The sequence below is a fragment of the Alloyangia pacifica genome (assembly GCF_900116195.1).
Taxonomy (GTDB): Bacteria; Pseudomonadota; Alphaproteobacteria; order Rhodobacterales; family Rhodobacteraceae; genus Salipiger; species Salipiger pacificus.
Genome location: NZ_FOZW01000006.1, coordinates 18,145 through 45,007 on the forward strand (window position 1 = coordinate 18,145; position 26,863 = coordinate 45,007).

Consider the following 26,863-nt stretch of genomic DNA (forward strand, 5'->3'; position numbering starts at 1 on the left):
GGGGGTTGATATGTTATAGTGTAGCCGATATCAACCCCGCCTGTTGTTACGTTATAACATGATCCGATTCCGAGACCCACCACCCAAGAGGCCCAGATGTACCGTTCTCTCCTCCCCGCCCTGCTGCTCGCCAGCCCTGCCTTCGCCGAGGTTCCGAAGGTGGTGACCGACATCGCCCCGGTGCAGGGTCTTGTCGCCAGCGTGATGGGCGATCTTGGCACGCCGGAACAGCTGGTGCCGGCCGGGGCCTCGCCGCACAGCCATGCGCTCAAACCCTCCGAGGCGCGTGCCCTGCAGAATGCCGACCTGGTGTTCTGGATCGGCGAGGAACTGAGCCCCGACCTCGCCCGCAAGATCGAGGCGATCGCCAAGGAGGGCACCGCCGTGACCCTCTTCGACCTGCCCGGCACGCAGCATTTCGAGGCCCGCAACGACGTGCTCTTCGCCGAGCCGGGCGCACATGACGAACACGACCACGGCGGGCACGATGATCACGATGCGCAGGAGGAGGCTGGCCATGACGATCATGAGCACGAGCACGATGATCATGACGAACACGCGCACGACACACATGACGACCATGACGATCACGGCCACGACGCCGAAGGCCACCACCACGAGGGCGACGATCCCCACGCCTGGCTGTCGGTCGACAACGCAAGCACCTGGCTGACCGCCATCGCCGAGACGCTCTCAAAGCAGGACCCGGAGAACGCCGAGACCTATGCCGCCAATGCCGAAGCCGCACAGACCCGCATCGCCGCGGCGCGCGCCAGCGCCGAGGAGCTGCTGGCCCCGGTGCAGGGCAGCAACTTCGTCGTCTTCCACGACGCCTTTCAGTACTACGAGAAGAGCTTCGGGCTGACCGTGCTCGGGGCGATCTCGCTGTCGGATGCCACCGCGCCCAGCCCCGCCCGGCTCGACGCGCTGCGCGATGCGCTGGACGGGGCCGAGACCGCCTGCGTCTTCGCCGAGCCGCAGTTTGACCCTCGGCTGATCGCGGCGGTGACCGAGGGCGCAGGCACCCCGGTGGCCGAGCTTGACCCGCTCGGCACCAAGATCGCGCCCGGCGCCGATTTCTATCCCGCGCTGATCGAGGATTTGGCGCAGCGCATCGCCGACTGCGCGGCGCAATAATCCCGCCCCACCCCTCACGGCGACGCGACGCCCCTTTGCCTTGACGGCAAAGGGGCTTTTCCTTGCCGTAAATCCCGACTAATTAGCTTGGATAAAGGACGCGGGCGCCGCGTCTCACCGGGCCCGCCAGTCTCAGCCACCCCGGAGCCGCCAGCGCCAAATCCGCGCAAGGAGCCCCGATGCAGACCTCTCCCGCCCGATTCAGCCGCCGTGGCTTCATCGCCGCCGCAGGCAGCCTGCTCACCGTTCAGCCCCTGCGGGCGCAGACCGGTGAACTGCGCTTCGACCATGCCTACGGCGAGACGGTTCTGCCGGGTCCGGCAAAGCGGGTGGTCTCGCTCGGCTACACGACGCAGGACAGCCTGCTGGCGCTGGGGGTCGTGCCGCAGGCGATCCGCTATTGGTACGGCGATCACCCCAACGGCGTGTGGCCCTGGGCGCAGGAGCTGCTTGGCGGGGCGCAGCCCGCGCTGATGACCGGCGAGGTGTCGATTGAAACTGTCGCCAGCCTCGCCCCCGAGCTGATCGTCGCCATTGGCTCGGGCATCAGCCAATCCGAATACGCGCTGCTCTCGCAGATCGCGCCGGTGCTGATGCACGAGGCGGACTCCACCCCCTACGGCATGCCCTGGGACGCCGAGCTGCGGATGATCGCGCGCGCCACCGGCACCTCGGAGCGCGCCGAGACCCTGATCTCGGGCCTGCGCGACCGCTTCTCGGCGCTGCGCACCCAGCACCCCGACTGGCAGGGCCGCAGCGCCGTCTGCGCCTGGCACGAGGGCGGGCAGACCAGCGCCTTTCTCGGCGGAGACAGCCGGGTGCAAGTGCTGCGCGAGATGGGCTTTCACCTGCCCGAGGCGCTGGCGCGGATGCAGGGGGCCGACGGCTTCTACACCGCGCTTTCGCCCGAGGACCTCTCGCCCATCGACGCCGACCTGCTGATGTGGATTTCCTCCGGCGGACAGGCGGATGACCTCGCCGCGCTGGCCATGCGCCGCACCCTGCGCGCCAATGCCGAGGGGCGCGAGATCTTTTGCGACGCGCTGCTGTCCGGCGCGCTCTCCTTCGGCAGCGTGCTGTCGATGCCCTACGCGCTGGACCGGCTGGAGCCGGAGATCGCCGCTGCGCTCGACGGCGATCCGGCGACGGTGGTGCCGAGCGCGCAAGAGGCCGGTCTGCTCTGATGCTGCGCCTGCTCGGACTTCTCGCGCTGCTGGCGCTCGCGCTGGTGCTTGCCCTGTCGGTCGGCGCGCGTCCGGTGACGCCCGCCGTGGCGCTGGAGGCGCTGCGCGCCTATGACCCCACCAACCCCGACCACGTCACGATGGTGGCGATCCGGCTGCCCCGGCTGGCGGCGGGGCTGATCGCGGGCGGGGCACTCGGCATCGCCGGCACTGTCATGCAGGTGATGACCCGCAACCCGCTGGCCGATCCCGGCCTCCTCGGGGTGAACTCGGGCGCCGCCTTCGCACTGCTGATCGGAGCGACGGCCTTCGGTGCCGCGGGTGAGGCATCGGTGGCACTGCTGACGTTCCCCGGCGCGGCTCTGGCCTCGGCGCTGGTGTTCATCCTGGGCGGCGGACTTCGCGGAGACGTCGGCCCGGTGCGGCTGACGCTGGCCGGAGCCGCGCTGAACGCGCTACTGCTGTCGCTGGTCACCGCCATCGTGCTGGTGCGGCAGGACACGCTCGACATGTTCCGTTTCTGGGTAGCAGGCTCGCTGACCCAGGCCGCCAGCCGCCCGCTCGCCGAGATGGCGCTGATCGCCGCCGGCGGCGGTATTTTCGCCCTCGCCGTCGCCCCGCAGATCGAGGCGCTCTCGCTGGGCTCTGCCCTGTCGCGCGGGCTCGGCACCAAGCCGCGCCGGGTGCAGGCAGCGGCGCTGGCGGTGGTCACGCTCTGCACCGGGGCCGCCGTGGCGGTGGCAGGGCCCATCGCCTTCCTCGGGCTGATGGTGCCGCCGCTGGCCCGCCTCATCGCCGGGCACTCGCTGCGCCGCGAGCTCATCGCCTCGGCCCTGCTGGGCGCAGCGCTGCTGCTCTTCGCCGACACGCTGGGCCGGGTGGTCATGCCCCCCTCCGAGGTCCGCGCCGGCGTCATGACCGCGCTGATCGGCGGGCCCATGTTCCTCTGGGTCGCGCGCCGCCTGCGGCCGGGAGCCACCGCATGAGAGGCGCGCTGACCCTCTGCCTGTTGCTGCTTGCCGCCACGCTGGCAGCGCTGATGCTGGGACAGGTGCGGCTGAGCCCCGTCCTGCTCTGGCAGGGGCTGAGCGACGGCGAGGGCCCCGGCGCGCTGGTTCTGGGAACGATCCGCGGACCCCGCGTGCTGACGGCGCTCGGCGCCGGCGCGGTGCTCGGGCTCTCGGGTGCGCTCTTCCAGACGCTGTTCCGCAACCCGCTGGCAGCGCCGGACATCATGGGCTTCACCGCGGGTGCGGGCCTGACGATCATCGCCGCGATCGCTCTGGGGCTGAGCCTGCCCATGCCGCTGCTGGCCGCGGGCGGCGGACTTGTGGCGGCGCTGCTGGTCGCGCTTTTGTCGCAGCGCAGGGGCCACGCGACGCCGCCGCTGACGATGATCCTCGTCGGACTCGGCATCGGCTTTATCGCCTCCGCGCTGTCGAGTTTCCTGCTGACCTTGCTGCCGCACACCCAGGCCGCCGAGGCGCAGCGCTGGCTGACCGGCTCGCTGGCCGCGCGCGACTGGAGCCACGTGGCGCAGGTCTGGCTCATCGGTGCGCTGCTCGCCGCGCTGGCGCTGGCGCAGCTGCGCCGCCTCGCCGCGCTGGAACTCGGCGAGGATCTCGCGGCGGGCCTCGGACTGCGCGTCGGCCCGGCCCGCATGGCGCTGGCCGGAACCGCCTTGCTCTTGGCGGCGGCAGGCGTGGCGGTGGCCGGCCCCGTGCCTTTCATCGCGCTGATGTCCGGCCCGCTCGGTGCGCGCATCACCGGGGCGCAGAGGTTGCCCGGCAGGATGCTGGCGGCGGCGGGCACCGGCGCGCTGGTGCTGGTGGTGGCCGACCTTGCCGCCCGCGCGGCACTTCCGGGCATCCAGCTGCCCGCCGGGGTAATGACCGGCCTGCTGGGCGCCCCCTACCTGCTATGGCGCCTCTCGCGCGAAATGGAGAAAGGCGAGTTATGACCCTCGACCTGCAAACCGCAGACACGCTCCTTGCGGGCCTGTTGGCCGAGACGCTCTCGCTGGGCTATGCCGAGCGCCCGGTGATCTCGGAGCTGTCGCTCGAGCTGCCACGCGGCGAGATGACGGCGATCCTCGGTCCCAATGGCTGCGGCAAGTCGACTCTGCTGCGCGCCATGGCGCGGCTGCTGGAGCCCTCCGCCGGGCGCGTGCTGCTTGACGGCGAGGACATCCACCGCCGCGACACCCGTGCGCTGGCGCGCGAAATGGCGATCCTGCCGCAATCGCCCATCGCCCCCGAGGGCATCACCGTCGCCGATCTGGTGAAGCGCGGCCGCACGCCGTGGAGGGGCCTCTTCACCCCCTGGCGCGAAGAAGACGCCCGCGCCTGCGCCGAGGCCCTCGCCGCCGTGCAGATGACCGAGTTTGCCGAACGCCCCATCGGCGAGCTCTCGGGCGGGCAGCGTCAGCGCGCCTGGATCGCACTGGTGCTGGCGCAGGGCGCGCCGCTGCTGCTGCTCGATGAGCCGACCACCTACCTCGACCTCGTGCACCAGATCGACGTGCTCGCGCTGCTGCGCCGCCGCAACCGCGAGGCCGGGCTGACCGTGATCTCGGTGCTGCACGACCTGAACCTCGCCGCCCGCTTCTCCGACCGGCTGGTGCTCCTGGGCCGGGACGGGCTGGTCGCCACCGGCGCCCCCTGGGACGTGCTGACCCCCGCGAACCTGCAGACCGCCTTCGGCCTTGCTGCCCGCGTCGATCCCGATCCGGTGACCGGCACCCCGATGATCATTCCGCTCTGACCGAGAGGACCGCCCCATGTCCCTGCCCCCCCGACCAACCTCGACCAGCCGCTTCGACGGCGCGGTCCCCGAGGGCTTCATCGCGCATCTGCGTGCCCACCTCGAGGAATACGGCCTGCCGCTCGAGCAGCGCGGGCGGCGGCTCAAGGTGCGCTATACCGGCGCCGAGGTCGCCCTGAACATCGACCGCCGCGGTTTCGATGTCGAGATCGCCGCCGAGAGCGAGGTGCCGCTGCACCAGTGCCGCGAAAGCGTGATCTACCTGCTCGACCACGTGCTGCCCGAGGCCGGCGCGCGCATGGCCTGGAGCGGCATCGAGGCGGCGCGGACGCCGCCCAACTTCCACTTCGCCACAGTGCTCGGCACCCGGCGGATCACCCCGAATTTCCTGCGCGTCGAGATGGCCTGCGACGGCATCGCGGCGCTGCAGACCGGCGGCATGCACTTCTCGCTGCTGCTGCCACCCGAGGGCGAGACCCGGCGCTGGCCCGAGCTGACCGAGAAAGGCCGGACGATCTGGCCCGATGGCGCCTGCGCCTTGCACCGCGCCGCCTATACCTTTGTCTGGCTGGATGCCGGGACCGGCCGCTTCGCCTTCGACATCTACGAGCATGAGGGCGGACGCACGACCGACTGGGCACGGCGCGCGGCACCGGGAGAGACGGTCGGCGTGATGGGCCCGGGCGGCGGCGACTTCCCGGAAGCCGGGCACATTCTGCTCGCCGGGGATGAGACCGCACTCCCCGCGATCCGCCGCATCCTCGAACACTCGCCGCAGGACCGCCGCGGCACGGTCCTGGTCGAGACCGCCTCGGCGCAGGACCGCCCCGAGATGACCGTACCGGCGGGGATGATCCTGCGCTGGATCACCCGCGGCGAACGCGGCGGGCTCGCCGCGGCGCTGACCGATGTTGCGCGGATCGAAGACGGACAATACGTCTGGGTGGCCGCCGAGAAAGCGGTGGTCCGCGCCGCCAAGGCCCACTTCAAGGACCTCGGGCTGGCGCGGGATCGCGGGTATTTTGGCGCCTATTGGATCGCCGGCTGAGGGCGATCGCTCTCAGACCGCGCCCCTCAGATCGCGCCGCTTCGGCCCGGGAAAACCTCGAGCGTCACGCCCGCGCCCTCGAGCGCCGCACGCACCGCGCGGGCGATCTCCAGCGCCGTCTTGCCGTCGCCGTGCAGGCAGATGGTGTCCACCGCCGCCGGGATGTGCTTGCCGCTCTCGGTGATGATCGCCCCGGCCTGCACCATTTTCACCATGCGCTCGGCCGCCAGCGCCGCGTCGTGGATCACCGCGCCGGGCAGCGCCCGGTCGACCAGCGTCGCATCGTCATTGTAGGCCCGGTCGGCAAAGATTTCCCCCGCCCAGCGGCAGCCCAGCTCCTCGACCGCCGCCTGCTGCTGCGTCGCCGCCAGCACCATGACGATGATCTCCGGATCGACGGCGAGCGCGCCTTCGTAGGCGGCGAGCGCCATGGCCTTGTCCTCGGCACACATGTTGGCCAGCGCGCCGTGCAGCTTCAGGTGCCGCACCTTGCCGCCCGCCATCCCCGCCATCGCCTGCGCGGCGCCGAGCTGGTAGGCCACGAGGTTGCGCAGGTTGGCCGAAGACAGCTGCATCCGGCGGCGCCCGAAGCCCTGCAGGTCGGGAAAGCCCGGATGCGCGCCGATGCCGGTGCCCTTCTCGACCGCCAGCTTCATCGTCGCCGCCATGACGTCGGGATCGCTGGCGTGAAAGCCGCAGGCGATATTGGCCGAGGTGATCACCTCAAGCAGCGCCGCATCCTGCCCCATGACCCAGGGGCCGAAGCTTTCTCCCATATCCGCGTTGAGATCGACGCTGGTCATGCCGCGCTCCCCTTTTGCCTGTGGTGTCTAGTGATCGTGATGTTCGCCGTTGGAGAACCCGCTGACCAGCTTGTAGCTCAAGAGGTCGGGCACGTCGCCGGGATGCCGCACCAGCGGCTCGACCCGGCGCGGCAGCGCCTTCAGCGCCTCGCGGTGCGCGGCTTCCGCCGCCAGTGCCTCGTCCATCGAGACGAAGCGGAAGCGAAGCTCGGCCCCCGCCGGCGCCTGCGCGATGCGCGGCAGGTCGGCCGGGATCACCGTCGCGAGACGCGGATAGCCACCGGTGGTCTGGCATTCGGCCAGAAGCACGAAGGGCGCGCCATCGCCGGTCACCTGGATGTCGCCGGGGGTGATGATCTCCGAGACCACCGAGAGCCCGCCCTCGACGCCGAAAGGCTCTCCCTCGGGCACCACCTTCACGCCCATGCGGTTGGCGCGGGCGTCGCGGGTGAAACGGGTGGTGCAGAGCCGGGCGCGCTGGTCCTCGGGGAAAAGCCGGGTCTGCAGGCTCTCGACCACGCGCAGCTCGCCGCCCGAAAAGCGATCCTCCACCGCCAGCTTGCGCGCCACGGCGCCGCCCTTGTCCACCCCCACGGGGATCCGGTCACCCGCCGCCACCGACCGGCCCAGCCCCGCGGTCAGATGCGCCGAGACCGCGCCGAGGATGTCTTCGGGCGCAAAACCCCCGCCCACCGACAGGTAGCCATAGGCTCCGGCCTGCAACGGCCCGATCTCCAGAACCGCGCCCTTGGGCAGGGCATGGCAGGCGTGCCATGTGACCGGCGCGCCGTCGACGCTGGCCCGCATCGGCGCGCCGGTGAGGGCGATGCGCAGATCGCAGCCCGCCTCGAAGCGCCCGCCCATGCCGCCCATTTCCAGCGCGGCGCTCTCCCTTTGCCCGAGCAGCGCGGCACCCTCGGCCAGCGCCATGCGGTCCATCGCGCCGCCTCGCGAGAGGCCATAGGCGATCCAGCCCGGACGTCCGCCGTCCTGCACGGTGACCGCCGGCCCGGCGCGGTGCACGATCAGCTCGCGGGTCAGTGTCCCGGTCATGGCAGCACCTCCCAGCTCGCGCCGCCCTCGGGATCGTCCTGCATCCGCGCAAGGACCTCCTCCGAGACCCGCGGGAACTCCACCTCGTCGCCCGGTGCCAGCAGGAAGGGCCGCTCTGCCCCCAGCCGGAACAGCGGCGCGGCGGTCTGGCCGACATGGCGCCAGCCGGTGGGCGCGGTGACCGAGAAGATCACGAACTGCCGGATCGCCAGCACCAGCGCGCCCCGAGGCACGCGCGCGGTGAGCGCCTGCTGGCGCGGGATGTTCCAGACCTCGGGCAATTCGCCGAGGTAGGGCTGGCCCGGCGCAAAACCGAGCGCCGTGACCCGCACCCGCGCGGACGCCAGCGACTCCACGGCCTCGGCCTCGGTCATGCCGGCGACCTGCGCCGCCTCGGCGAGCTGCGGCGCCAGCGTGCCGCCATAGGCGGTGGGAATGCGATGCAGGCGGCGCCCGTGCGGCAATTCGGCCTGCAGCCAGTCGCGCGAGCCCATCAGCGCCCGGAGCCGCGCCTCGAGGTCGGCATGCGACACCGCCATCGGATCAAAGCGCAGGTAGGCCGAGACGAGCGAGGAGGAAATCTCCTCCACCCCGTCCCAAGCCTCGGATTCGAGCGCAGCGCGGAACGCCAGCGCGGCGCGGTTGGCCGGCTCGCTGAGCCGCTCGCCGAAGCTGACGAGAAGCCCGTCGATGCCGGCGGTTCGAAGCAGGGGATATTTTGCCGGGGTGGCGGAACGATCGGTCATGCGCCGGACGTTAGCGCAGCCACGGGCGGCTGCAACCGGCAATAGCACGCCCCGCCCCGGGGGCGTGCCCCTGCTTCCACATGGTCGAAGTATCCCGGGGGAGTCGCGCGCAGCGCGGCGGGGGCGGCGCCCCCTCTTCTGCAAACTGCCACGTTTTGCGCGGCGGGGGGGGCAGCGCCCCCCTTCCGGAGCAATCAGTGCCGGGTCTGCTTGGCGCGCTCGCGCTCGGCCGCTTCGATCGCCTCTTCCACGTCCTGCGGATCCTCCGAGGGCACGGCGTAGCTGCCCGACATCCACTTCGCCAGGTCGACATCGGCGCAGCGTTTCGAGCAGAAGGGGCGGTATTTCTCGTCGCTGGGCTTGGCGCAGATCGGACAGCTCATGGCAGCATCCCAGGTTTCAGCACCTCGCTCAGCGGCACGCGCTCGCGCTTGCGCTGCAGCTCCATGAGCCCCAGCTGGGTCCAGCCGGCGAGGATGGTTTCGGTGGCATCGGTCTTCAGCGCCGCGCGCAGCACGGTTTCGAGCTGGCGACGCTCCTTCTTCGGGATCGGCGCGGGATCGACGATGACCTGCCCGCCGAGACCGCGCAGGCGCAGCTGACGCGGCAGCTCGCGCAGGGCGGCAATATTGGCCTTCAGACCCGCCGCCGGAGAGGTATCGCCGCCGGTGTTCACGTCCACCGCGACCAGCGCGCGCGTGGGCTCGATGCTCATCGAGCCGCCGCCGGGCAGCGGCACCAGCGGGCGCTGCAGCGCGGCGATCATCTCGTGCACGTCGTGGCGCTCGAAGGCGCCGGGCTCGGCATCGACGTCGCCCTCTTCCCACTCGCGCCAGGCCAGCTCGTGCGGCCCGTCGCCTTCGACCAGCAGCTCGGCCTTGCCCGAGACATCCGCCATCACCTGCGCACAGAGCTGCGCCATGGCGGCGATGTCCTCGGCGATCTCCTCGGGGTCGCCGTGGGCACAGGACGAGCGCAGGATCAGGCCGTTCTCGGCTTCCTTGGCACCCGGCATGACCTCATGCGCGATCTCCAGCAGGCTCTCGCGGATGTCCTCGTCCTTGATGCGGCGAGAGATGTTCAGCCCCGGCGCGCCCGGCGTGACGATGGCGTAGCGCGACTTGAAGAGGATGCGGGTGGTGACCGGGATCGCCTTGCCCGGCTCGGCAAAACCGGTGACCTGCACGATCAGCGGCTGGCCGGGCGCGAGCCCCTTGACCTGCCGCAGGAAGGCCGAGCCCTCGGGCGTGTCGAGGAACATGCCGCCCTGCCCCTTCATCGGGCGCTGCGCGATGCCGCGGTAGATGGTGCCCGGGCGTGCGTGATCGCTCTCGATCAGCAGGTCCTCGAGCTTGCCATCGACGATCAGCGCGGCGGCTTGCGCCTCGCCGAGGTGGTCGAGCGCAATGGTGCGTCCCTTCATGCGAGGCCCCTTTTTGGTCAGTCTGCGGGTTTGTAGAGCGGGTATCCCGCCGCGAGCAGCAGGTTCGCGGTCTCGGCCAGCGGCAGGCCGACCACAGAGGTGAAGCTGCCGTTGATCCATGGGATGAACGCCCCGGCGAAGCCCTGGATGCCATAGCCCCCGGCCTTGCCCTGCCAGTCGCCGGAGGCGAGGTAGGCGTTCAGTTCCTCGTTGGAGAGGTTCTTCATCTGCACCTGGGTGACGACATCACGCTCCCAGATGCGGTCGCCGCGGCGCACCGCGACGGCGGTGATTACCCGGTGACGGCGGCCCGAGAGTTTCGTCAGAAACTCCGCGGCCTCCCCCGCATCGCGGGGCTTGCCGAGGATTCGGCGCCCGAGCGCGACGGTGGTGTCGGCCGAGAGCACGATCTCGGTGTCTGCGGAGGGAATCGCCTGCGCCTTCTCGCGCGCGAGGCGCACGCAGTACGGGCGGGGCAGCTCGCCCGGCATCGGGTCTTCATCGATGTCGGGCGGGCGGATGTCACCCGGCACCACGCCAAGCTGCGCAAGCAGCTCGAGCCGCCGGGGCGAACCGGAGCCGAGGACGAGTGTCATGCGCGGACCTGCCGTGTCCACAGTCGGGAACGCGGGCTCCGCCATGAGATTCCGGGTCATGCGGACTTACTTGAAGCGGTAGTTGATCCGGCCCTTGGTCAGATCATAGGGCGTCATTTCCACCTGAACCTTGTCGCCGGCGAGAACCCGGATGCGGTTTTTCCGCATCTTGCCTGCCGTGTGCGCGATGATCTCATGGCCGTTCTCAAGCTCGACCCGAAACGTCGCGTTGGGCAGGAGTTCCTTCACGACACCGGGAAATTCGAGCGTATCTTCCTTGGCCATGCTTTCTCCTGAAAATGCAGTTCCGCTGACTTTCGCGGAACGCGGATGCATATGCGCCCAAACGGCGCAATTTTCAAGACCACAATTGCAGATTGTCAGGAATAGGCTTTAGCGCAGCGCCCGCAGGGTCACGGGGCCGTCGCGCCCGGACTGATCGTCCCAGTGGCTGCGGTTCAGCACAACGCCATCGTTACGGACCCGCGCGACGGCGTCAAGATCAACCTCGGCATAGGTCCAGCCGGGCTTTCCGAGGCTGCCCTCGGCGATCACCCCGGTGGCGGGAAACCCGGTGTCGGGCGGGCAGAACACCCCGCCCATGCCGGTGTTGGTGTCCACCGCTTCCGACCAGTCGCAATCACCGACGGTCGAGGCCATGACCGCGATACACTGCTGCTCGAGCGCCCGGGCCATGGCGCCGATGCGCACCCGGCTGTACCCCGCCTGTGCCTCGGTGCAGGAAGGCACCAGCAGCAGGTCGGCATCGCGCAGCGCCCGGCCGAGCAGCGGATACTCGCTGTCGTAGCAGATGAGGATGCCGATCTTGCCGAGCGCCGTGTCGAAGAGCTGCAGCGGCGCGCCGCCCACGACGTGCCAATCCTCGCGCTCGAAGCGGGTCATGATCTGCTTGTCCTGAAACTCCATGCCGCCGCCCGGCGCGAAGAACCGCGCGCGGTTCACCGGGCGCGGGCCGATCGCGGCGTCGAAGACCGGGGCGGAGGCGGCAAGGATATGGGCCCCGTACTTGCCCGCCAGATCCGAATGCAGCGCATCCACCTGCGGCATGCGCTCGGACACGGCGTGCAGCGAGGCCTCAAGATCCCCGGCCGCCGCGCGTCCCGCCAGCGTCGCGATCTCCATAGACCCATATTCGGGGAAGACCATGAGCTCGGCCCCCTGCCCCGAGGCCTCGGCCACCCAGGCCTCGATCTTGGCGGCATAGGCGTCCCAGTCCTCGAGGAAATCCATCGGGTAGGCTGCGGTGGCGATCTTCATGGGCGGGGTCCTTGGTGATGCCGGGCTCGAGGGGGCGCCGCCCCCGTCCGCTGCGCGGACTCCCCCGGCGTATTTGGAAAGAGAAGAAGGGTCAGGGGGCGTCCCTGTCGAGATCGCGCAGCCAGAACTGCAGGCTGTGGTCGGTCTGGTCGGCCTGGCCCACGTCGCGCCAGCGGAAGCGGGCGATAGCGCCGTCCAGCGGCGCGTAGCCGCGCTTGCGCCAGAACGGGTCGAGCGGGGCATAGCCTTCGGGCCGCAATGGGTGATCCGCTGGGCGCTGCACCGCGCAGAAGCTGCTGTAGCGGCGGCCGAGCTGGCGCGCGTGTTGCTCGCGAAGGTCGAAGAAGCGGTGTCCGATCCCCTGCCCGCGCGCCTCGGGCAACAGGACCGACTCGGCGCAGTAGAAGATATCTGGCAGCGCAAGGCCGGTGGCGGCGAAGGCCGCGGCGAAATCCTCGGCGTGGTCCTCCATCGGCGTGCCGGTGGCGGCCCCGACGAGGCGCGCACCGTCGAAGGCACCGACGAGGACCGCCCCGGCGCTGGTCCGGTAGCTTTCGAGATAGCTCCGCTCGTACCCCAGATCGCCGTCGTAGAGATAGGGCCAGTCGCGGAACACCGCGATGCGCAGCCGCGCCACGTCGTCGAGCGCGGCGTCGAGCGCCGCCCCGGTGAGCACGCGGACCTCGGTCACCTTGGTCACGAGACCTGCCGGATCCAGTCGGCGAGGTTGTAGTAGGTCACCACGCGGGTGATCTTGCCGCCCTCCAGAGAGAAGAACGAGCCCGCCGGCAGGCGGTATGTCTGGCCCTTCGCCTCGGGAAGCCCGGCGTCGGTGCGCAGGTAGGTGCCGTTCACGGTGAACTCGGCAGCGGCGCGGGTGCCGCCCTCGGCCTCGAAGATCACCATGTCGGTCAGATGCTCGTCGTAGCAGTGGGACATGTGCGCGCAGAACTCGGCGAACTTGGTCTTGCCCGAGCGGATCTGCCCCTCGTTCACGTGGTGCGCGATGTCCGGCGCCAGAAGCTCCAACATCGCCTCGGTGTCCTTGGCGTTGAAGGCGTCGAAATAGGCCTTGATGGTGTCGGTGGCCGTCATGTGTCTCCCCATCGGGTCTTGAGCTTGTCGTAAATCTGGTCGCGGGTCTGGCGGTAGGCGTTGAGCTTGGTCTCGCGGGTTTCGCCGAGCCCCGTGGGATCCATGATCGGCCAGTATTCCACCGTCAGGTGAAAGAAACGCGTCAGCTCCAGCGCGGCGCGCTGCGAGGCGGGCGACATGGCGACGATCAGGTCGAAGCCGGAGAGCGTTTCGCCCATTTCCTCTAGCTCCTCGAAGCTGCGCGAGCGGTGCTTGCTGAGTTCGACGCCGATCTCCTGGCAGACCGAGATGGCGAAACCGTCGATCTCGAGGTCGTTCACCACGCCGACGGATTGCACGTAGGTGCCCTGACCGTAGAGCTTTTTCATGATGCCCTCGGCCATGGGCGAGCGCACCGCGTTGTGGTCGCAGCAAAAGAGCACCGATTGCGGCAGCTTCGGCACCCGGTCAGCCCCCGAAATGCAGCACGCAGATGAGGGTGAAGAGGCGCCGCGCGGTGTCCGTGTCGACCTCGGCCTTGCCCTCGAGCCGTTCCTGCAGGATGCGCGCGCCCTCGTTGTGGATGCCGCGGCGGGCCATGTCGATGGTCTCGATCTGGCTCGGCGCAGCGGATTTCACCGCGTCGAAATAGCTTTTGCAGATCTGGAAGTAGTCCTTCACCACCTGCCGGAAGGGCGCCAGCGAGAGGTGGAACTCCGCCGCCGGATCGCCGCCCTCGGTGGTGATGTCGAAGACCAGCCGCTTGTCGCGGATCGACAGGCCGAGCGCATAGGGACCCTCGGGCACGTCGCGACCGTTGCGCGCCGGCAGGGTGAAGCTGTTGTCTTCCATGAGGTCGAACATCGCCACGCGTCGCTCCTGCTCGATCTCCGGGGTCGGAGGCGGCAGGTTGGCGTCGTCAAGCTCGATACGGGCGATGGTGCTCATGGGCGCGTCCTCGGCAGCGGCTCCGGAATCTGTAGCCAATGCGAGAGGATGGGGCAATGCGACTTGCGACTCATCGGGTCAGGACGGCGACGCCGTCCCGACCCGGGGCTCATCCGTTGAGCTTGCGCAGCCGCGCGGTCACCGACAGGCCGTGCGCCTGCAGGCTTTCGGAGCTGGCCAATGTCTCGGCGGCGGGACCGATGGCGCGCAGCGCCTCGGGCGACATCTTCGCCAGGGTGGTGCGCTTGACGAAATCGAGCACCGACAGCCCCGAGGAGAACCGCGCCGAGCGGGCGGTGGGCAGCACGTGGTTCGGGCCGCCAACGTAATCGCCGATCGCCTCGGGGGTCCATTGGCCGAGGAAGATCGCGCCGGCGTGGCGGATCTGCTCGGACAGCGCCTCGGGCTCGGCGACGCAGAGCTCGAGGTGCTCGGGCGCGACGCGGTTCGACAGCGAGGCCGCCTCGTCGAGGTCCCGGCAGATGATGACCGCTCCGAAATCGCGCCAGCTCGCCCCGGCGATGCCGCGCCGTTCCAGCACCTCGAGCTGCCGGGCGACCTCGTCTGCCACCTTTTGGGCAAAGCCCGCATCGGGGGTGATCAGGATCGACTGAGCGCTCTCGTCGTGCTCGGCCTGGCTGAGCAGATCGAGGGCGATGAACTCGGGATCATTGTCCGCGTCGGCGATGACGAGGATCTCGGAGGGGCCGGCGATCATGTCGATCCCGACCTTGCCGAAGACCCGGCGCTTCGCGGCGGCAACGAAGGCGTTGCCCGGGCCGGTGATCTTGTCCACCGGGGCGATGCTCTCGGTGCCGTAGGCGAGCGCGGCGATCGCCTGCGCGCCGCCGATACGGTAAATCTCGTCGACCCCGGCGATGCGTGCCGCGAGCAGCACCAGCGGGTTGGCAATCCCATCGGGCGTCGGCACCGCGATACAGAGCCGCTCGACCCCCGCCACCTTTGCGGGAATGGCGTTCATCAGCACCGAGGAGGGATAGCTGGCGAGTCCGCCGGGCACGTAGAGACCCGCCGCCGACACCGGTGTCCAGCGCCAGCCGAGGGTTGCCCCGTCGGGATCGGTCCATTGCGCATCCTCGGGCATCTGCCGCACGTGGTAGGCGCGGATGCGCTCGGCGGCGATCTCCAGCGCGGCGCGCTCGGCTGCGGGGACCTGCGCGCAATAGGTGTCGATCTCCTCGGCGGAGAACCGCAGCCCCGCCGCCTCCAGCTCGAGCCGGTCGAACTTTGCGGTCATCTCCAGCACGGCGGCGTCGCCACGCGCGCGCACATCGGCAATGATCCCGGCGACGATGTCATCCACGTCGGGGCTGTCCTCGCGCTTGGCGCTGAGCAGCCGGGCGAACTCCAGCTCGAAATCCGGGTCGGTCGTGTCGAGAAAGACGGGCATGGGCGGTCTCCTTGTCGCGGGACTGCTTAGAGACAAGCGCCGCCCGGCTCAAGTGGCGCGCAGGGGGATTCGCCCGCACCCATTGATATGGATCACCTCGAACCGCGCGCGACTCATCTAGAATTCCAGAATCGGCATGGGAGAGCCGATGCATTTTGGAGGAGCAAAGATGTTTCAGCAGACATTTTCAGCCCTGGGGCTGGTGATTGCCGCGAGCGCCCTCTGCCTTGGCGGATCGGCCATGGCGCAGAGCGCCGGAGAAACGGAATACATGAACGCCTGCGCCGCCTGCCATGGCGAGAACGGCACCGGCGACGGGCCGCTGGCCGAGCTGATGACCGTCGAGCTGCCCGACCTGACACAGATCTCGGCGCAGAATGATGGGGAGTTCCCGATGCTCGACGTCATCCAGATCATCGACGGGCGCAGCGGCATCCGCGGCCACGGCTACCCGATGCCGGTCTGGGGGCAGCGCTTCAAGGAAGCGCTTTCCGTGGAAATCGGCCCCTACGCCAGCGAGATCGTGACGCGAGGACGCATTCTCGCCCTCGCGCAGCACCTGGAATCGATCCAGGCGCAATAGGGTCCCGACGGGCTCAAGCCCAACGGTACAGGCCCTGCGGTTCAGGCCCCGTGATCCGGCACCTGCCCCGACACCGCGGTGTAGGGCCGGGTCACATCCTTGAGGCGCAGCTCTAGCGCTTCGACCTCGGCGCGCAGCGCGCCGTCGCCGGCAAAAGTGAGCTCGACGAAGCCCGCCCCCTCCTCGCCCGGCTCGAAATTCACCGAGAGCAGCGAGAGCACGGTATCCTTCTCGCCCGGGTTCACCCCTTGCGCGGAGACCTTCAGCACGTTCTCGATCACCAGAAGTGACCGCACCCGCTCGGGCGGCGAGACATGCACGCCGTCCTCGCGGCGCAGCCGGTTGATCAGCAGCGCCAGCCGGTGGTGACGCTTTTCCCAGGCCACGTCGGCCACGGTCAGCACCGAATCCTGCGCGAGGGCCGAAAGGACCTGCAGGTCCTCCGGATCCATGGCACCCAGGTTGAGCGGTTGGTTGCCCGCGTCTTCGAATCTTGCGTCCTCGGTCACTCGCCCTTCACCCGTTCGATCTTGGCGCCCACACCGCGCAGCTTGCGAACCACGTGCTCGTAGCCGCGGTCCAGATGGTAGACCCGGCTTACCACGGTTTCCCCCTCGGCGGCGAGGCCCGCGAGGATCAGCGATACCGAGGCACGCAGGTCGGTGGCCATCACCGGTGCCCCCTTGAGCTTGTTTACGCCGGTGACGCGGGCGGTGCCGCCCGAAACGTCGATCTTTGCGCCCATGCGCAGCAGCTCGGGGGCATGCATGAAGCGGTTCTCGAAGATCTTCTCTTCCAGCACGCTCTCGCCCTCGGCGGTGCAGAGCAGCGCCATCATCTGTGCCTGCAGGTCGGTGGGAAAGCCGGGGAACGGCTCGGTGGTCACATCGACCGCCTTCACCCGGCCGTTCTTGCGCGCCACCTTGAGACCGGTCGGCGTCTCCTCGACCGCGATGCCCGCCTCGTCGAGCTTCTCGCAGAAACTCTTTACCAGCTCGATGGTGCCACCGAGGCATTCGACCTCGCCGCCGCAGATCGCCGGGGCCAGCATGTATGTGCCCAGCTCGATGCGGTCAGTGACCACACGGTGGGTGGCGCCGCCCAGCGTCTCAACGCCCTGAATCTCGATGGTGGACGTGCCCTCACCTTCGATCTGCGCGCCCATCTTGCGCAGGCATTGCGCGAGATCGACGATCTCGGGCTCGCGCGCGGCGTTGCGGATCACCGTGGTGCCCTTGGCCAGGGTCGCGGCCATCAGCGCGTTCTCGGTCGCCCCGACCGAGGCAAAGGGAAACTCGACGATACCGCCCTTCAGCCCGCCCGAGGGCGCCTTGGCATGCACATAGCCGTCGCGCAGGTCGAGCTCGGCGCCCATGGCCTCGAGAGCCTTGAGGTGCAGGTCCACGGGGCGCGCACCGATGGCACAGCCGCCGGGCAGCGAGACCTCGGCATGGCCGAAGCGCGCCAGCAGCGGACCGAGCACGAGAATCGACGCGCGCATCTTGCGCACGATGTCATAGTCGGCGCGGGTCGAGCTCAGGGCGTGGCTCGACATGGCCAGCACCTGCCCGTCATTCAGCGCCTGCACCTCGGCTCCCAGCGACTGCAGCAGCAGCGTCATGGTGCGGATGTCCGACAGGCGCGGTGCATTGGTCAGCGTCAGCGGCTGGTCGGACAGAAGGGTCGCCGGCATCAGCGTGAGGCAGGCATTCTTTGCGCCGGCGATGGGAATCTGTCCCGACAGCGGGCCGTTACCCGTGACGACGATCGAATCCATTAGATGTCCTTTTCACTGCTCTGCCCGTCTTCGGGCTTGTTTTCTTCGGTTGACGCGGCGTCGCGCGCCTTGGCCTGCGCCTTGCGCCGGGCGAGATTCGCCTTCAGCGCGGCTTTTAGACGGGTTTCCCGCTCCTGCGCGGGGGAAATTCGGGGGCTGTTTTTCGGCTCCATGAACTTTCTTTACTTGAGAGGCAAAAAACCGTCCAGATTGCGCTTGCACCCCTCTGCGTTTGCCCTTAGACACCGCGCCACGCCACGAGGCACACCGACGCTAGCTAGCGCGGGACACCGAAAAGGCGATACGGCGCTGCTGTAGCTCAGAGGTAGAGCACTCCCTTGGTAAGGGAGAGGTCGAGAGTTCAATTCTCTCCAGCAGCACCACTTCAATCCCCTGAAATGGTTGCAAAAATCAGCGCTCGCACAGGCCGTCGGTAACTGTTTGCGACCGTCTTGCTCCGCGCCTCCGCAACACTCGGTGCCGCGTTAGCCGACAGACCAGCGCGACGCCCCAACCAACTTCCGGCACAATCGAAACCCGCAGACCAGCGAAGGTCTGCGCCAGAGATATTTCTCGGGATCACTCCCGCCGGGCGGGAGCCCTCGCCGCCTTCCGGACGGCCAGAACCCGGCGTACCTGCCTGCCGCTCAATCGTAGCCCTGCAGCCGAGCGAGTCCGGCGACCGACATCGATTCGCCCCGGACGCTCCAACTCGCGATCTGAAGCAGGCCCTTCTCTTGGGGAGCGGCGATCTCGGTCCTCTCGATCTATTTTCGGCACCCGGCACTTCGGCAAGGATGCTGCTGATCGTATGCGCCGTCGCAAATCCGATGGAGTGAGCCAAGAACATCGCGAGGCCTTTGCCGTCTGGTCACGGTTTCAGGCCAAGCGACGCCAAGCCCCAAGGGGGCGCCGCCGCCCACCTGGGACCTACAGGACACGTTCTCAAATGGTGGGCTCACTGCCCTGAGCCCACCACTTACTGGGCTCCGGGATTGGCCGCCTGATCCGGCACGCCGTCATCGGCGAGCGCGCGGTTTCGGTAACGCCGATCCTCGGTCACGTCCTCGCCGAACCAGTCCGGCGGGGTGAAGGCGCGCGCCGCCTCTACCGTGTCGAACTCAACCTCGACCAGCACCAGAGGCGCCAACGCGCCTGCGAAAACATCCAGCTCGAAGGTGACGTCATCCGCCAGAGCGCCGACGTAGCGCGTCTTTTCCACGACCCGCCCGCCGGTCGCCGGCCAGAGCGCGTCGAACTGCTCGCGGCCGATCTCGATCTCGCGCTCCATCCGCTGAAGCCCGCCCTCGGACTTCAGCGTCAGGAAGAACGCTCCGCCCTTCTCGCGCAGGCGCAGTTCGACGGAATCGCCTTCGAGCGTCACGTAGCCCTGACGCACCGGCTTGGCCTTCAGCTCCTCGAGCACCGGCAGCCGGGCAACGAGGAACTTGCGCTCGATCTCCACCCCGCCACTCATTTGCCGAACACCCGGGCCACGAGCTCGTCGTGCAGAGCGCCATAGGAGGCACTCGCCCCGCTGGAGGGTGCCGAGGCCAGCACCGGTGCGCGATGCACGCCCATGCGTTCGACCTCCGAGGCGAAGGGGATCGTTGCCTTCATGAGCCGCTTGCCGTGTTCGCGGCGCATCTCGTCCATCGTGTCGCCATGCAAGGACTTCACCCCCTGTGCCATCGAAAAGAACCCGTGCAGCTTCTTGGCCGGCAGGTCGTGTTCACGGAAGAACTCCTTGAGCTGCTCAAAGGTGCGCTGCGAAAGCGTCGTGGGGATCACCGGCACGACAATGGCGTCGGAAGCGCGGAAGACGTTCTCTGACAGGGTCGAGATATTGGGCGGGCAATCCAGCAGGATCACGTCGTAATCGCCCTTCACCGCCTTCAGCGCCTTCTTCAGCCGCGAGCGCGAGTTGCGCATCCGCGCAAGGAAGATGTCGAAGTCGCGGAACGTCATATTGGCGGGCAGGATGTCGAGATTGTCGAAGTCGCTGCCCCGGATCGCCTTGGTGAAGCGCTCCACATCCTCGAAGAAGCGCGTGTCCGTCAGCTTTTTCGACGGCTTCACCCGGAAGTAGAAGCCCGAGGCCCCCTGCGGGTCGAGGTCGCACAGCAGCACGCGCCGCCCGCCCTGCGCCAGCGCATAGGCGAGGTTGACCGAGGTCGCGGTCTTCCCCACGCCACCCTTGTTGGAATAGCAGGCGATGATCTTCATTCTTTTCCCCCGTGGAACAGGTCGCGGAACGTCTGGCGGGTCTCTGCGCTGTTGAAGGCGGCGAAGCTGTCCACCACCCGCGCGCGTTCGGCCAACTGGCGGCCATGCAGCACGACGATCAGCGCGCCGACGCTCTGCGCCGCCTGAAGATTGCCCGGCTCCGCCCCGTCGAGTCCCCCGAGGAAGGCCTGCAGGCTCTCCTGCTGCACCGAGTAATCGTTGAACAGGCCAAGGTTGTCCTGCAGCTTCTTCAGCGGCTTGATCAGCCGCTTGAAGGGCCCGTCCGGGAAGAGCGGTGCGAAGAACTCCATCAGGTAGCGCAATTTCTTGCAGTGGATGCGCAGCTCGTGGACCTCGTGGTCGGGCGTTTCCGCGTCGATGGCTTCGGCAATGGTGCAGATCTTGCGGTAGCGTTTCCAGATCAGCCTGCAGGCAAAGTCGTAGGCCGGCTTGTCCGCCTTGCCACCGCGCGCCAGCTTCCTGCGCTTGTCGAAGAGCTTGCAGAGCGCCGCGATCTCCTTGCGGTAGGCGGCGCTGCGCAGGTGCCGCGCGAGCGCCTGCTGTTCGGCGGCCCGCTGCTCGGCGAAGAGCGCGAACATGCGATCGAGCCCCACGTGCAGGCTGTCCGGCACCAGCGCATAGAATGCGTCCTTCTCGAGCAGGTAGACATCGAGATCGCGGAGCCGCCCGGTTGCCGCCATGAGGTCGGAAAATCGCCCCTTCAGCTCGATGGTCTGCTCAGCACCGTAGACATCCTTGAAGAGACTCAGCACCGAGCGGACCTTGCGCAGGGCAATACGGTAGTCATGCAGGAACTCGGTGTCGTCATCGGCGATCACCCCGGCTTCGTTGGCACGCGCCACCGGCAGATAAGCCGCGATGATGTCGCAGGCGGCGTCGAAGGCCTTGGTCTCGCGATCCAGCGGCACCACCGGCTTGGGTGTGTAGTCCGCAAGGTCCGGGAAGAGCTGCGTATAGGCCGTGTCATCCCCGAAGGCCTTCCCCCCCGCCGCCCCGATCATCTCCCGCAGCCGCGCCAGCGCCTTGTCGTAGCCGCGCAACCCTTGGAGTTGCACGATGGTGAGCGCGCCCCCTTCGGTGGCATCCAGATGAAGCAGCACCGCCCGGGCCCGTGTCTTTTGCTCGTCGTCCAGCAGCGACAGCGTTCCGCGGCGCAAATGGCCCGCCCCCACCGGCAGCAGGCAGCGCAGCGGCGACAGACCGCCAAGCGCCGCCTTCACCGGCCCCTCGGGGAAGTCCGCGACGAAGCGGGTGCCTCCCACATCCGGCTGCGCGGCGGAGCCCGATCCGGGGCTGAGCACCTCTGCCCCGCCCTCCAGTTCGATCAGCATCCTGCCCGTGGTCCGCAATTCCCGGTCGAAGGTGTCGCGCACCTGGAACGGGCTGACGCCCTCCTGCCAGGTGATCACCGGGACAAGCCCGCCGGCTGGCGCATCGGACAGGCCCTCCAGAGCCGCCGCCGACATGAAATAGAGCTTCGTGTCGTCCGGGATCATTTCGCCTTCTTCCTGCTCGTTTTCAGGTAGCCCTCGATCAGTGTCTCGACGATCTTCTGCACGCTCGTGTCTTCCTCGATCGCGCGCATCTTGAGCGCTTTCAGCGTCTTGCCGCTCAGCCGCAGCGAGGTGTTCTTCTTCTCGTCTCCGGCGTCCCTCGAACTCTTGGCCGCGGACAGTTTGACTTTCGGCATTTCGGCCACCCATCTCAAAAAGTGACGTCATGATGTCACTGTCAACCACCGGCTGCAACTTGGTTTCCTGTGATAAAACGGCAACCTGCACGATGACCTGTGCATGTCCGAACAGGCCCCGACTGATGACACCCACAAAAGGAGTGACTAGATAGCCCGCATGGTTGTCAAAGGAGATGCATACCATGCGGAACCTTGTGATTCTCGGGCTGGTGCTTGCCGCCGCCACGCCCGTCTCCGCACAAAGTGACAAGGCGGCACGCTGCGAGACCTCCGCGAAGGTGGTCATGGAAGCGGTGCAGGCGCGTAAGGACGGAATTCCTCTCAAGCGCACCGAGCGCGAGCTGCGCCGGGCGCTGGACCGCGACGCCGGCTCGATGCTGGCGCAATGGATCTACGGCCTGCCCGAAGACCAGCTGACCCTCGATGTGGGTCGCAGCTGGGAGCAGCAATGCCTCACGCAGTGATTGCGGGCTGACCTCGCGGTGACGGTGGGGGCCGAAATCGGCCCTCACGTCGCCCTTCCGGATGGCGGCGGCTTCGAGTATTTGTCGGAAAGATGAAAGCCTAGGCCGGGGCGCATGGACTCGGCCCCAATGTCCATTGATACTCCGAGCATGAGTCTTCCACCCGGTTTCCTCGACGAGCTGCGCACGCGCACGAGCCTTTCGCAGGTCGTGGGCCGCAAGGTCATGTGGGACACCCGGAAATCGAACCAGGGCAAAGGCGACATGTGGGCGCCCTGCCCGTTCCATCAGGAAAAGTCCGCCTCCTTCCACGTGGATGACCGCAAGGGTTTCTACTACTGCTTCGGCTGCCACGCGAAAGGGGACGCGATCTCCTTCGTCTGCGAGTCGGAGAACGTCGGCTTCATGGAGGCGGTCGAGATTCTCGCCCGCGAGGCCGGGATGCCGATGCCGGCGCGCGACCCGCAGGCGGCGCAGAAGGCCGACCGCCGCAGCCAGCTCTCCGAGGTGATGGAGCAGGCGCTGCGATTCTTCCGGATGCAGCTGCGCACCGGCGCAGCCTCCGAGGCGCGCGGCTACCTCGAACGCCGCGGCCTGAAGCAGGAGGTCCAGGACCGCTTCGAGCTGGGCTTCGCCCCCGCCGGCTGGCAGAACCTCTGGGAGCACCTGCGCGGACAGGGCGTGGCCGAGGAACTTATCCTCGCCGCCGGGCTCGCCAAGCCCTCGGACAAGGGCCGCGCACCCTATGACGTCTTCCGCAACCGCATCATGTTCCCGATCCGCGACGGACGCGGCCGCGCCATCGCCTTCGGCGGGCGCGCGATGGACCCGCGCGACAATGCGAAATACCTCAACTCGCCAGAGACCGAACTCTTCGACAAGGGCCGCAACCTCTACAACCATGCGCCCGCGCGCGAGGCGGCAGGCAAGGGCCAGCCGCTGATCGTCGCCGAGGGCTACATGGACGTGATCGCGCTCAGCGAAGCGGGGTTCGAGGCCTCGGTAGCGCCGCTCGGCACGGCGGTGACCGAACACCAGATCGCGCTGCTGTGGCGCATCGCCGACGAGCCGGTGATCGCGCTCGACGGTGACAAGGCGGGGCTGCGCGCCGCCTACCGGGTGATCGACACCGCCCTGCCGCTGCTGGTGCCCGGCAAGGGCCTGCGCTTTGCCCTCATGCCCGAGGGGCAGGATCCCGACGACCTGCTGCGCGCGAAGGGACCGCAGGCGGTAAAGGCGGTGCTCGACCAGGCGCTGCCCATGGTACAGCTGCTCTGGCGACGCGAGACCGAGGGCAAGGTCTTTGACAGCCCCGAGCGCAAGGCAGCCCTGGACGCCACTCTGCGAGACGTGATCAAGCGCATCCAGCACCCCGACCTGCGGCACCACTACGGCGACGAAATCAAGGACCTGCGCTGGCAGCTCTTCCGCGGCCGCCGCGCCGGCACTTCCGGCAGCGGGTCCAGCGGCGGGTTCTCCGGTGGCTCAAGCCAGTACAGCCCCTTCCGCAGCGGCAAGCGCACGCAGAAATGGGGGCAGGCCGTTCCCATCGCACCGAGCGCCGCGGCCAAGTCCTCGTTGCTGGTCGCCGCTGGCGAGGCCGCCGAGACGCGGCTGCGCGAGGATGTCATCCTTGCGGTGCTGCTGCGCTATCCCGCGCTCATGGCCGAATTCGAGACCCCGCTGGAGTCCCTGCCCTGCGAAGACCCCTCGCACGCGGCGCTTCGCAGCCTGCTGCTGTCGGGAATCACCGACGACCCCGAGACGCTGCAAGACGAGGCGATGCAGAGAATCGGACCAGAGGCCCTTGATTCCCTCCTCGCGGCACGCCATGTGGCTGTCGTACCCTGCCTGCGACATTTCGGTGACACCGAGCTCGCCCGCCTGACGGTGGCCGAGGAATTCGCAAAGATTGCCGCTCAGGCCGGGCTCGTGGCCGAACTCGCCGAGGCGCTGGAAGACATGGAAAGCCTTGCCGACGAAGCGCTTACCTGGCGACTGGGGCAAGCAGCGCAGGCACGCAACCAAGCGGTCATGAACCGTTCGGAGGATGACGTGGAATTCGACGTGGGCGCGAACGGCGCACGAATGGACAAAGAAGAACGCAGCGCCTTCGACGCGCTGCTGCAGCAGATTCGCTTTTCCAAGGGTCAGAACTAGATGGCCATTTAGGGAAACTGGAGGAAAAACCGGTAGACGGGTGGCCGAATCAAACGATTCCCCCCATGATTCGCAAAATCGAATCACTTCACTTGCGCGAGTGCCGGCCAGAACCGGCCCCTCCCTTTGACGGAGCACTTCATGGCAGCCAAAGACAACGACGACGCCAAGCCGGAAACTCAGGACGACGCTCACAGCCTCGACATGAGCCAGGCCGCGGTCAAGAAGATGATCGCCGAGGCGCGTGAGCGTGGCTTTATCACCTATGATCAGCTGAACCAGGTTCTGCCCCCCGATCAGGTCAGCTCGGACCAGATCGAAGACGTGATGTCGATGCTGTCCGAAATGGGCATCCAGGTCACCGAAGAGGACGAGGAGTCCGAGGACGGCGACGACAAGAACAAGGGCTCGACCGATCTCGTGGACGCCTCGCGCGGCCGCGACGTCGCCGTGTCTTCCGGCGGCGCGGAGAAGCTCGACCGCACAGATGACCCGGTGCGCATGTATCTGCGCGAGATGGGCTCGGTGGAACTGCTGTCGCGCGAGGGCGAGATCGCCATCGCCAAGCGCATCGAGGCCGGCCGCAACACGATGATCGCGGGCCTCTGCGAGAGCCCGCTGACCTTCCAGGCGATCACCATCTGGCGCGAGGAACTTCTCAGCGAAGAAATCCTGCTGCGCGACGTGATCGACCTCGAAGCCACCTTCGGCAACCAGCTTGACGAGGACGGCGAGCTCGACGAGCCGGTCGTCGGCGCGGAAAGCGGCGAGAGCACGGCCCAGAAGTCCAAGAGCAACGAGCCCGAGCTCGACGCCGACGGCAACCCGATCCGCAGCGACGACGACGACGAGGACGACGATCAGGCCAACATGTCGCTGGCCGCGATGGAGACCGCGCTGAAACCGCGGGTGCTCGAAACCCTCGACGTGATCGCCGCCGACTACGAGACCCTCTCGGAGATGCAGGACGCCCGGATCAGCGCCACGCTGAACGAGGACGGCTCCTTCTCGGCTGCAGACGAGGCCCAGTACCAGCGCGTGCGTTCGGAAATCGTCGTGCTGGTGAACGGGCTTCACCTGCACAACAACCGGATCGAGGCGCTGATCGACCAGCTCTACGGCATCAACAAGCGCATCATGTCGATCGACAGCTCGATGGTGAAGCTGGCCGACCAGGCCCGCATCAACCGCCGTGAGTTCATCGACGAGTACCGTGGCCGCGAGCTCGATCCGAACTGGATGGACCACATGGCGGCCAAGGACGGCCGCGGCTGGCAGATGTTCATCGAGCGCTTCTCGGACAAGGCCGAAGAGCTGCGCGCCGACATGGCGCAGGTCGGCCAGTACGTCGGCCTCGACATCAGCGAATTCCGCCGCATCGTCCAGCAGGTGCAGAAGGGCGAGAAAGAAGCCCGTCAGGCGAAGAAGGAAATGGTCGAGGCCAACCTGCGCCTCGTGATCTCCATCGCCAAGAAGTACACGAACCGCGGCTTGCAGTTCCTCGACCTCATCCAGGAAGGCAACATCGGCCTGATGAAGGCCGTGGACAAGTTCGAGTATCGCCGCGGCTACAAGTTCTCGACCTACGCGACGTGGTGGATCCGCCAGGCGATCACCCGCTCGATCGCCGACCAGGCGCGCACCATCCGTATCCCGGTACACATGATCGAGACGATCAACAAGCTGGTCCGCACCGGACGCCAGATGCTGCACGAGATCGGCCGCGAGCCGACCCCGGAAGAACTGGCGGAAAAGCTGCAGATGCCGCTCGAGAAGGTCCGCAAGGTGATGAAGATCGCCAAGGAGCCGATCTCGCTCGAAACGCCGATCGGCGACGAGGAGGATTCGCAGCTCGGCGATTTCATCGAGGACAAGAACGCCATCCTGCCGCTCGACAGCGCGATCCAGGAGAACCTCAAGGAGACCACCACCCGCGTGCTCTCCTCGCTCACCCCGCGTGAGGAACGGGTTCTGCGGATGCGTTTCGGCATCGGCATGAACACCGACCACACGCTGGAAGAGGTCGGCCAGCAGTTCTCGGTGACGCGCGAGCGGATCCGTCAGATCGAGGCGAAGGCGCTGCGCAAGCTCAAGCACCCGTCGCGGTCGCGCAAACTGCGCTCCTTCCTCGACCAGTAATCGCGGAGGAACGTCCATGTCCTTCTGGTCGCGCCTCTTCGGTGGCGGAAGCTCCGACACCGCCAAGGCCCAGCCGCAGGTGGAAGCCATCGAGTACAATGGCTTCCGCATCTTCCCCGAACCGCAGCCCGCGGACGGTCAGTTCCGCATCGCCGCCCGCATCGAGGGCGAGGTGAACGGCGAGACCAAGGTGCACGAGCTGATCCGGGCCGATGTCATCCGCGATCACGGCGAAGCCGTGGAGGCGTCGCTGCGCAAGGCCAAGCAGATGATCGATGAACAAGGCGCTCGGCTCTTCGGCTGAAGGTCCTTGATTTCGAGATGGAGAACGCCGCC

At 67.9% G+C, this 26,863-nt stretch carries 31 protein-coding genes and 1 tRNA gene; 12 read left to right on the forward strand and 20 right to left on the reverse strand.

The annotated features are described in order from the left end of the window. The first annotated feature begins 96 nt into the window (after positions 1–96). The 6 genes from BM397_RS13330 (at position 97) to BM397_RS13355 (ending at position 6,132) form a co-directional block, all read left to right on the forward strand. A complete protein-coding gene (locus BM397_RS13330; RefSeq protein ID WP_092425423.1) occupies positions 97–1,137 on the forward strand; it encodes a zinc ABC transporter substrate-binding protein in 1,041 nt (346 codons plus the stop codon). 179 nt (positions 1,138–1,316) lie between these two features. Further along, complete coding sequence (locus tag BM397_RS13335; protein WP_092425421.1) at positions 1,317–2,321, forward strand: ABC transporter substrate-binding protein; 1,005 nt, start codon at positions 1,317–1,319, stop codon at positions 2,319–2,321. Further along, entirely contained in the window at positions 2,321–3,307 is a 987-nt protein-coding gene (locus tag BM397_RS13340; RefSeq protein ID WP_092425420.1) for a FecCD family ABC transporter permease, read from the forward strand. Before BM397_RS13335 ends, BM397_RS13340 begins: the two co-directional genes overlap by 1 nt. Next, positions 3,304–4,281, forward strand: a complete 978-nt coding sequence (locus BM397_RS13345; RefSeq protein WP_092425417.1) for a FecCD family ABC transporter permease — start codon at positions 3,304–3,306, stop codon at positions 4,279–4,281. Before BM397_RS13340 ends, BM397_RS13345 begins: the two co-directional genes overlap by 4 nt. Continuing rightward, positions 4,278–5,084, forward strand: a complete 807-nt coding sequence (locus BM397_RS13350) for an ABC transporter ATP-binding protein (protein WP_092425414.1) — start codon at positions 4,278–4,280, stop codon at positions 5,082–5,084. Before BM397_RS13345 ends, BM397_RS13350 begins: the two co-directional genes overlap by 4 nt. A 16-nt stretch (positions 5,085–5,100) precedes the next feature. Beyond that, entirely contained in the window at positions 5,101–6,132 is a 1,032-nt protein-coding gene (locus BM397_RS13355) for a siderophore-interacting protein (RefSeq protein ID WP_092425412.1), read from the forward strand. A 26-nt stretch (positions 6,133–6,158) separates the two neighbouring features. Here the strand turns inward: BM397_RS13355 and BM397_RS13360 are convergent, their stop codons facing one another. From BM397_RS13360 to hisD, 13 genes are all read right to left on the reverse strand, one after another. Further along, positions 6,159–6,935, reverse strand: coding sequence for a LamB/YcsF family protein (locus BM397_RS13360; RefSeq protein ID WP_092425409.1), 777 nt, complete (start codon positions 6,933–6,935; stop codon positions 6,159–6,161). Between the two features lie 27 nt (positions 6,936–6,962). Beyond that, complete coding sequence (locus BM397_RS13365) at positions 6,963–7,976, reverse strand: 5-oxoprolinase subunit C family protein (RefSeq protein ID WP_092425537.1); 1,014 nt, start codon at positions 7,974–7,976, stop codon at positions 6,963–6,965. Between the two features lie 8 nt (positions 7,977–7,984). Then, on the reverse strand, positions 7,985–8,734 hold the full coding sequence (locus BM397_RS13370) for a 5-oxoprolinase subunit B family protein (RefSeq protein ID WP_092425407.1): 750 nt from the start codon (positions 8,732–8,734) through the stop codon (positions 7,985–7,987). A gap of 194 nt (positions 8,735–8,928) precedes the next feature. Further along, positions 8,929–9,117, reverse strand: a complete 189-nt coding sequence (locus BM397_RS13375) for a DNA gyrase inhibitor YacG (RefSeq protein ID WP_092425405.1) — start codon at positions 9,115–9,117, stop codon at positions 8,929–8,931. Continuing rightward, complete coding sequence (locus tag BM397_RS13380; protein ID WP_092425402.1) at positions 9,114–10,157, reverse strand: ribonuclease E/G; 1,044 nt, start codon at positions 10,155–10,157, stop codon at positions 9,114–9,116. The genes BM397_RS13375 and BM397_RS13380 overlap by 4 nt, the downstream gene beginning before the upstream one ends. A 17-nt stretch (positions 10,158–10,174) precedes the next feature. Then, positions 10,175–10,753 (reverse strand): Maf family protein, encoded by a 579-nt coding sequence (locus tag BM397_RS13385; protein ID WP_092425400.1) that lies wholly within the window; start codon positions 10,751–10,753, stop codon positions 10,175–10,177. Positions 10,754–10,819: 66 nt separating this feature from the next. Then, on the reverse strand, positions 10,820–11,038 hold the full coding sequence (gene infA / locus BM397_RS13390) for a translation initiation factor IF-1 (RefSeq protein WP_005978431.1): 219 nt from the start codon (positions 11,036–11,038) through the stop codon (positions 10,820–10,822). 108 nt (positions 11,039–11,146) lie between these two features. Beyond that, positions 11,147–12,031 carry a carbon-nitrogen hydrolase family protein gene (locus tag BM397_RS13395; protein ID WP_092425398.1) on the reverse strand — a complete coding sequence of 295 codons (885 nt, stop codon included), beginning with the start codon at positions 12,029–12,031 and terminating at the stop codon, positions 11,147–11,149. A gap of 91 nt (positions 12,032–12,122) precedes the next feature. Further along, a complete protein-coding gene (locus BM397_RS13400; protein ID WP_092425395.1) occupies positions 12,123–12,731 on the reverse strand; it encodes a GNAT family N-acetyltransferase in 609 nt (202 codons plus the stop codon). Further along, positions 12,728–13,126, reverse strand: coding sequence for a ketosteroid isomerase-related protein (locus BM397_RS13405; RefSeq protein ID WP_245696086.1), 399 nt, complete (start codon positions 13,124–13,126; stop codon positions 12,728–12,730). Before BM397_RS13405 ends, BM397_RS13400 begins: the two co-directional genes overlap by 4 nt. Continuing rightward, on the reverse strand, positions 13,123–13,569 hold the full coding sequence (locus tag BM397_RS13410) for an arsenate-mycothiol transferase ArsC (protein ID WP_092425390.1): 447 nt from the start codon (positions 13,567–13,569) through the stop codon (positions 13,123–13,125). The genes BM397_RS13405 and BM397_RS13410 overlap by 4 nt, the downstream gene beginning before the upstream one ends. Before the next feature lie 4 nt (positions 13,570–13,573). Beyond that, positions 13,574–14,053 (reverse strand): UPF0262 family protein, encoded by a 480-nt coding sequence (locus tag BM397_RS13415; protein ID WP_092425387.1) that lies wholly within the window; start codon positions 14,051–14,053, stop codon positions 13,574–13,576. 109 nt (positions 14,054–14,162) lie between these two features. Then, a complete protein-coding gene (gene hisD, locus BM397_RS13420) occupies positions 14,163–15,464 on the reverse strand; it encodes a histidinol dehydrogenase (protein ID WP_092425385.1) in 1,302 nt (433 codons plus the stop codon). Positions 15,465–15,633: 169 nt separating this feature from the next. On the opposite strand from hisD, the gene BM397_RS13425 reads away from it, so the two are divergent. After that, complete coding sequence (locus tag BM397_RS13425; protein WP_143015383.1) at positions 15,634–16,047, forward strand: c-type cytochrome; 414 nt, start codon at positions 15,634–15,636, stop codon at positions 16,045–16,047. Positions 16,048–16,088: 41 nt separating this feature from the next. Here the strand turns inward: BM397_RS13425 and BM397_RS13430 are convergent, their stop codons facing one another. From BM397_RS13430 to BM397_RS29335, 3 genes are read right to left on the reverse strand one after another with little or no spacing between them, the layout of a single operon-like run. Then, a complete protein-coding gene (locus BM397_RS13430) occupies positions 16,089–16,556 on the reverse strand; it encodes a DUF2948 family protein (RefSeq protein ID WP_176806670.1) in 468 nt (155 codons plus the stop codon). Beyond that, positions 16,553–17,824: a UDP-N-acetylglucosamine 1-carboxyvinyltransferase gene (murA, locus tag BM397_RS13435; RefSeq protein ID WP_092425382.1), complete on the reverse strand. Its 1,272-nt coding sequence runs from the start codon at positions 17,822–17,824 to the stop codon at positions 16,553–16,555. Before murA ends, BM397_RS13430 begins: the two co-directional genes overlap by 4 nt. Beyond that, complete coding sequence (locus tag BM397_RS29335) at positions 17,824–17,997, reverse strand: hypothetical protein (protein WP_176806668.1); 174 nt, start codon at positions 17,995–17,997, stop codon at positions 17,824–17,826. Before BM397_RS29335 ends, murA begins: the two co-directional genes overlap by 1 nt. 135 nt (positions 17,998–18,132) lie before the next feature. On the opposite strand from BM397_RS29335, the gene BM397_RS13440 reads away from it, so the two are divergent. After that, positions 18,133–18,207, forward strand: a tRNA-Thr gene (locus BM397_RS13440). A gap of 596 nt (positions 18,208–18,803) precedes the next feature. Here BM397_RS13440 and BM397_RS13445 read toward each other — a convergent pair. Genes BM397_RS13445 through BM397_RS13460 form a run of 4 tightly spaced genes read right to left on the reverse strand, consistent with a single transcriptional unit; the run spans position 18,804 to position 21,761 of the window. Then, a complete protein-coding gene (locus BM397_RS13445) occupies positions 18,804–19,301 on the reverse strand; it encodes a CYTH domain-containing protein (protein WP_092425379.1) in 498 nt (165 codons plus the stop codon). After that, positions 19,298–20,050: a ParA family protein gene (locus tag BM397_RS13450; protein WP_092425377.1), complete on the reverse strand. Its 753-nt coding sequence runs from the start codon at positions 20,048–20,050 to the stop codon at positions 19,298–19,300. Before BM397_RS13450 ends, BM397_RS13445 begins: the two co-directional genes overlap by 4 nt. Next, the gene (locus BM397_RS13455; protein ID WP_092425376.1) at positions 20,047–21,567 is read right to left on the reverse strand and encodes a CHAD domain-containing protein; all 1,521 of its coding nucleotides are present in this window, start codon (positions 21,565–21,567) and stop codon (positions 20,047–20,049) included. Before BM397_RS13455 ends, BM397_RS13450 begins: the two co-directional genes overlap by 4 nt. After that, positions 21,564–21,761 (reverse strand): hypothetical protein, encoded by a 198-nt coding sequence (locus tag BM397_RS13460; protein WP_092425374.1) that lies wholly within the window; start codon positions 21,759–21,761, stop codon positions 21,564–21,566. Before BM397_RS13460 ends, BM397_RS13455 begins: the two co-directional genes overlap by 4 nt. Positions 21,762–21,946: 185 nt before the next feature. Here BM397_RS13460 and BM397_RS13465 point away from each other — a divergent pair, with 185 nt between their 5' ends. The 4 genes from BM397_RS13465 to BM397_RS13480 all read left to right on the forward strand — a co-directional run bounded on the left by BM397_RS13465 (position 21,947) and on the right by BM397_RS13480 (position 26,831). Next, entirely contained in the window at positions 21,947–22,228 is a 282-nt protein-coding gene (locus BM397_RS13465; RefSeq protein ID WP_092425373.1) for a hypothetical protein, read from the forward strand. Between the two features lie 150 nt (positions 22,229–22,378). After that, entirely contained in the window at positions 22,379–24,388 is a 2,010-nt protein-coding gene (dnaG, locus tag BM397_RS13470; protein WP_092425372.1) for a DNA primase, read from the forward strand. A gap of 141 nt (positions 24,389–24,529) precedes the next feature. Continuing rightward, positions 24,530–26,527 carry an RNA polymerase sigma factor RpoD gene (gene rpoD / locus BM397_RS13475; RefSeq protein WP_092425370.1) on the forward strand — a complete coding sequence of 666 codons (1,998 nt, stop codon included), beginning with the start codon at positions 24,530–24,532 and terminating at the stop codon, positions 26,525–26,527. Between the two features lie 16 nt (positions 26,528–26,543). Next, positions 26,544–26,831: an HlyU family transcriptional regulator gene (locus BM397_RS13480; protein WP_092425367.1), complete on the forward strand. Its 288-nt coding sequence runs from the start codon at positions 26,544–26,546 to the stop codon at positions 26,829–26,831. Positions 26,832–26,863 lie beyond the last annotated feature (32 nt).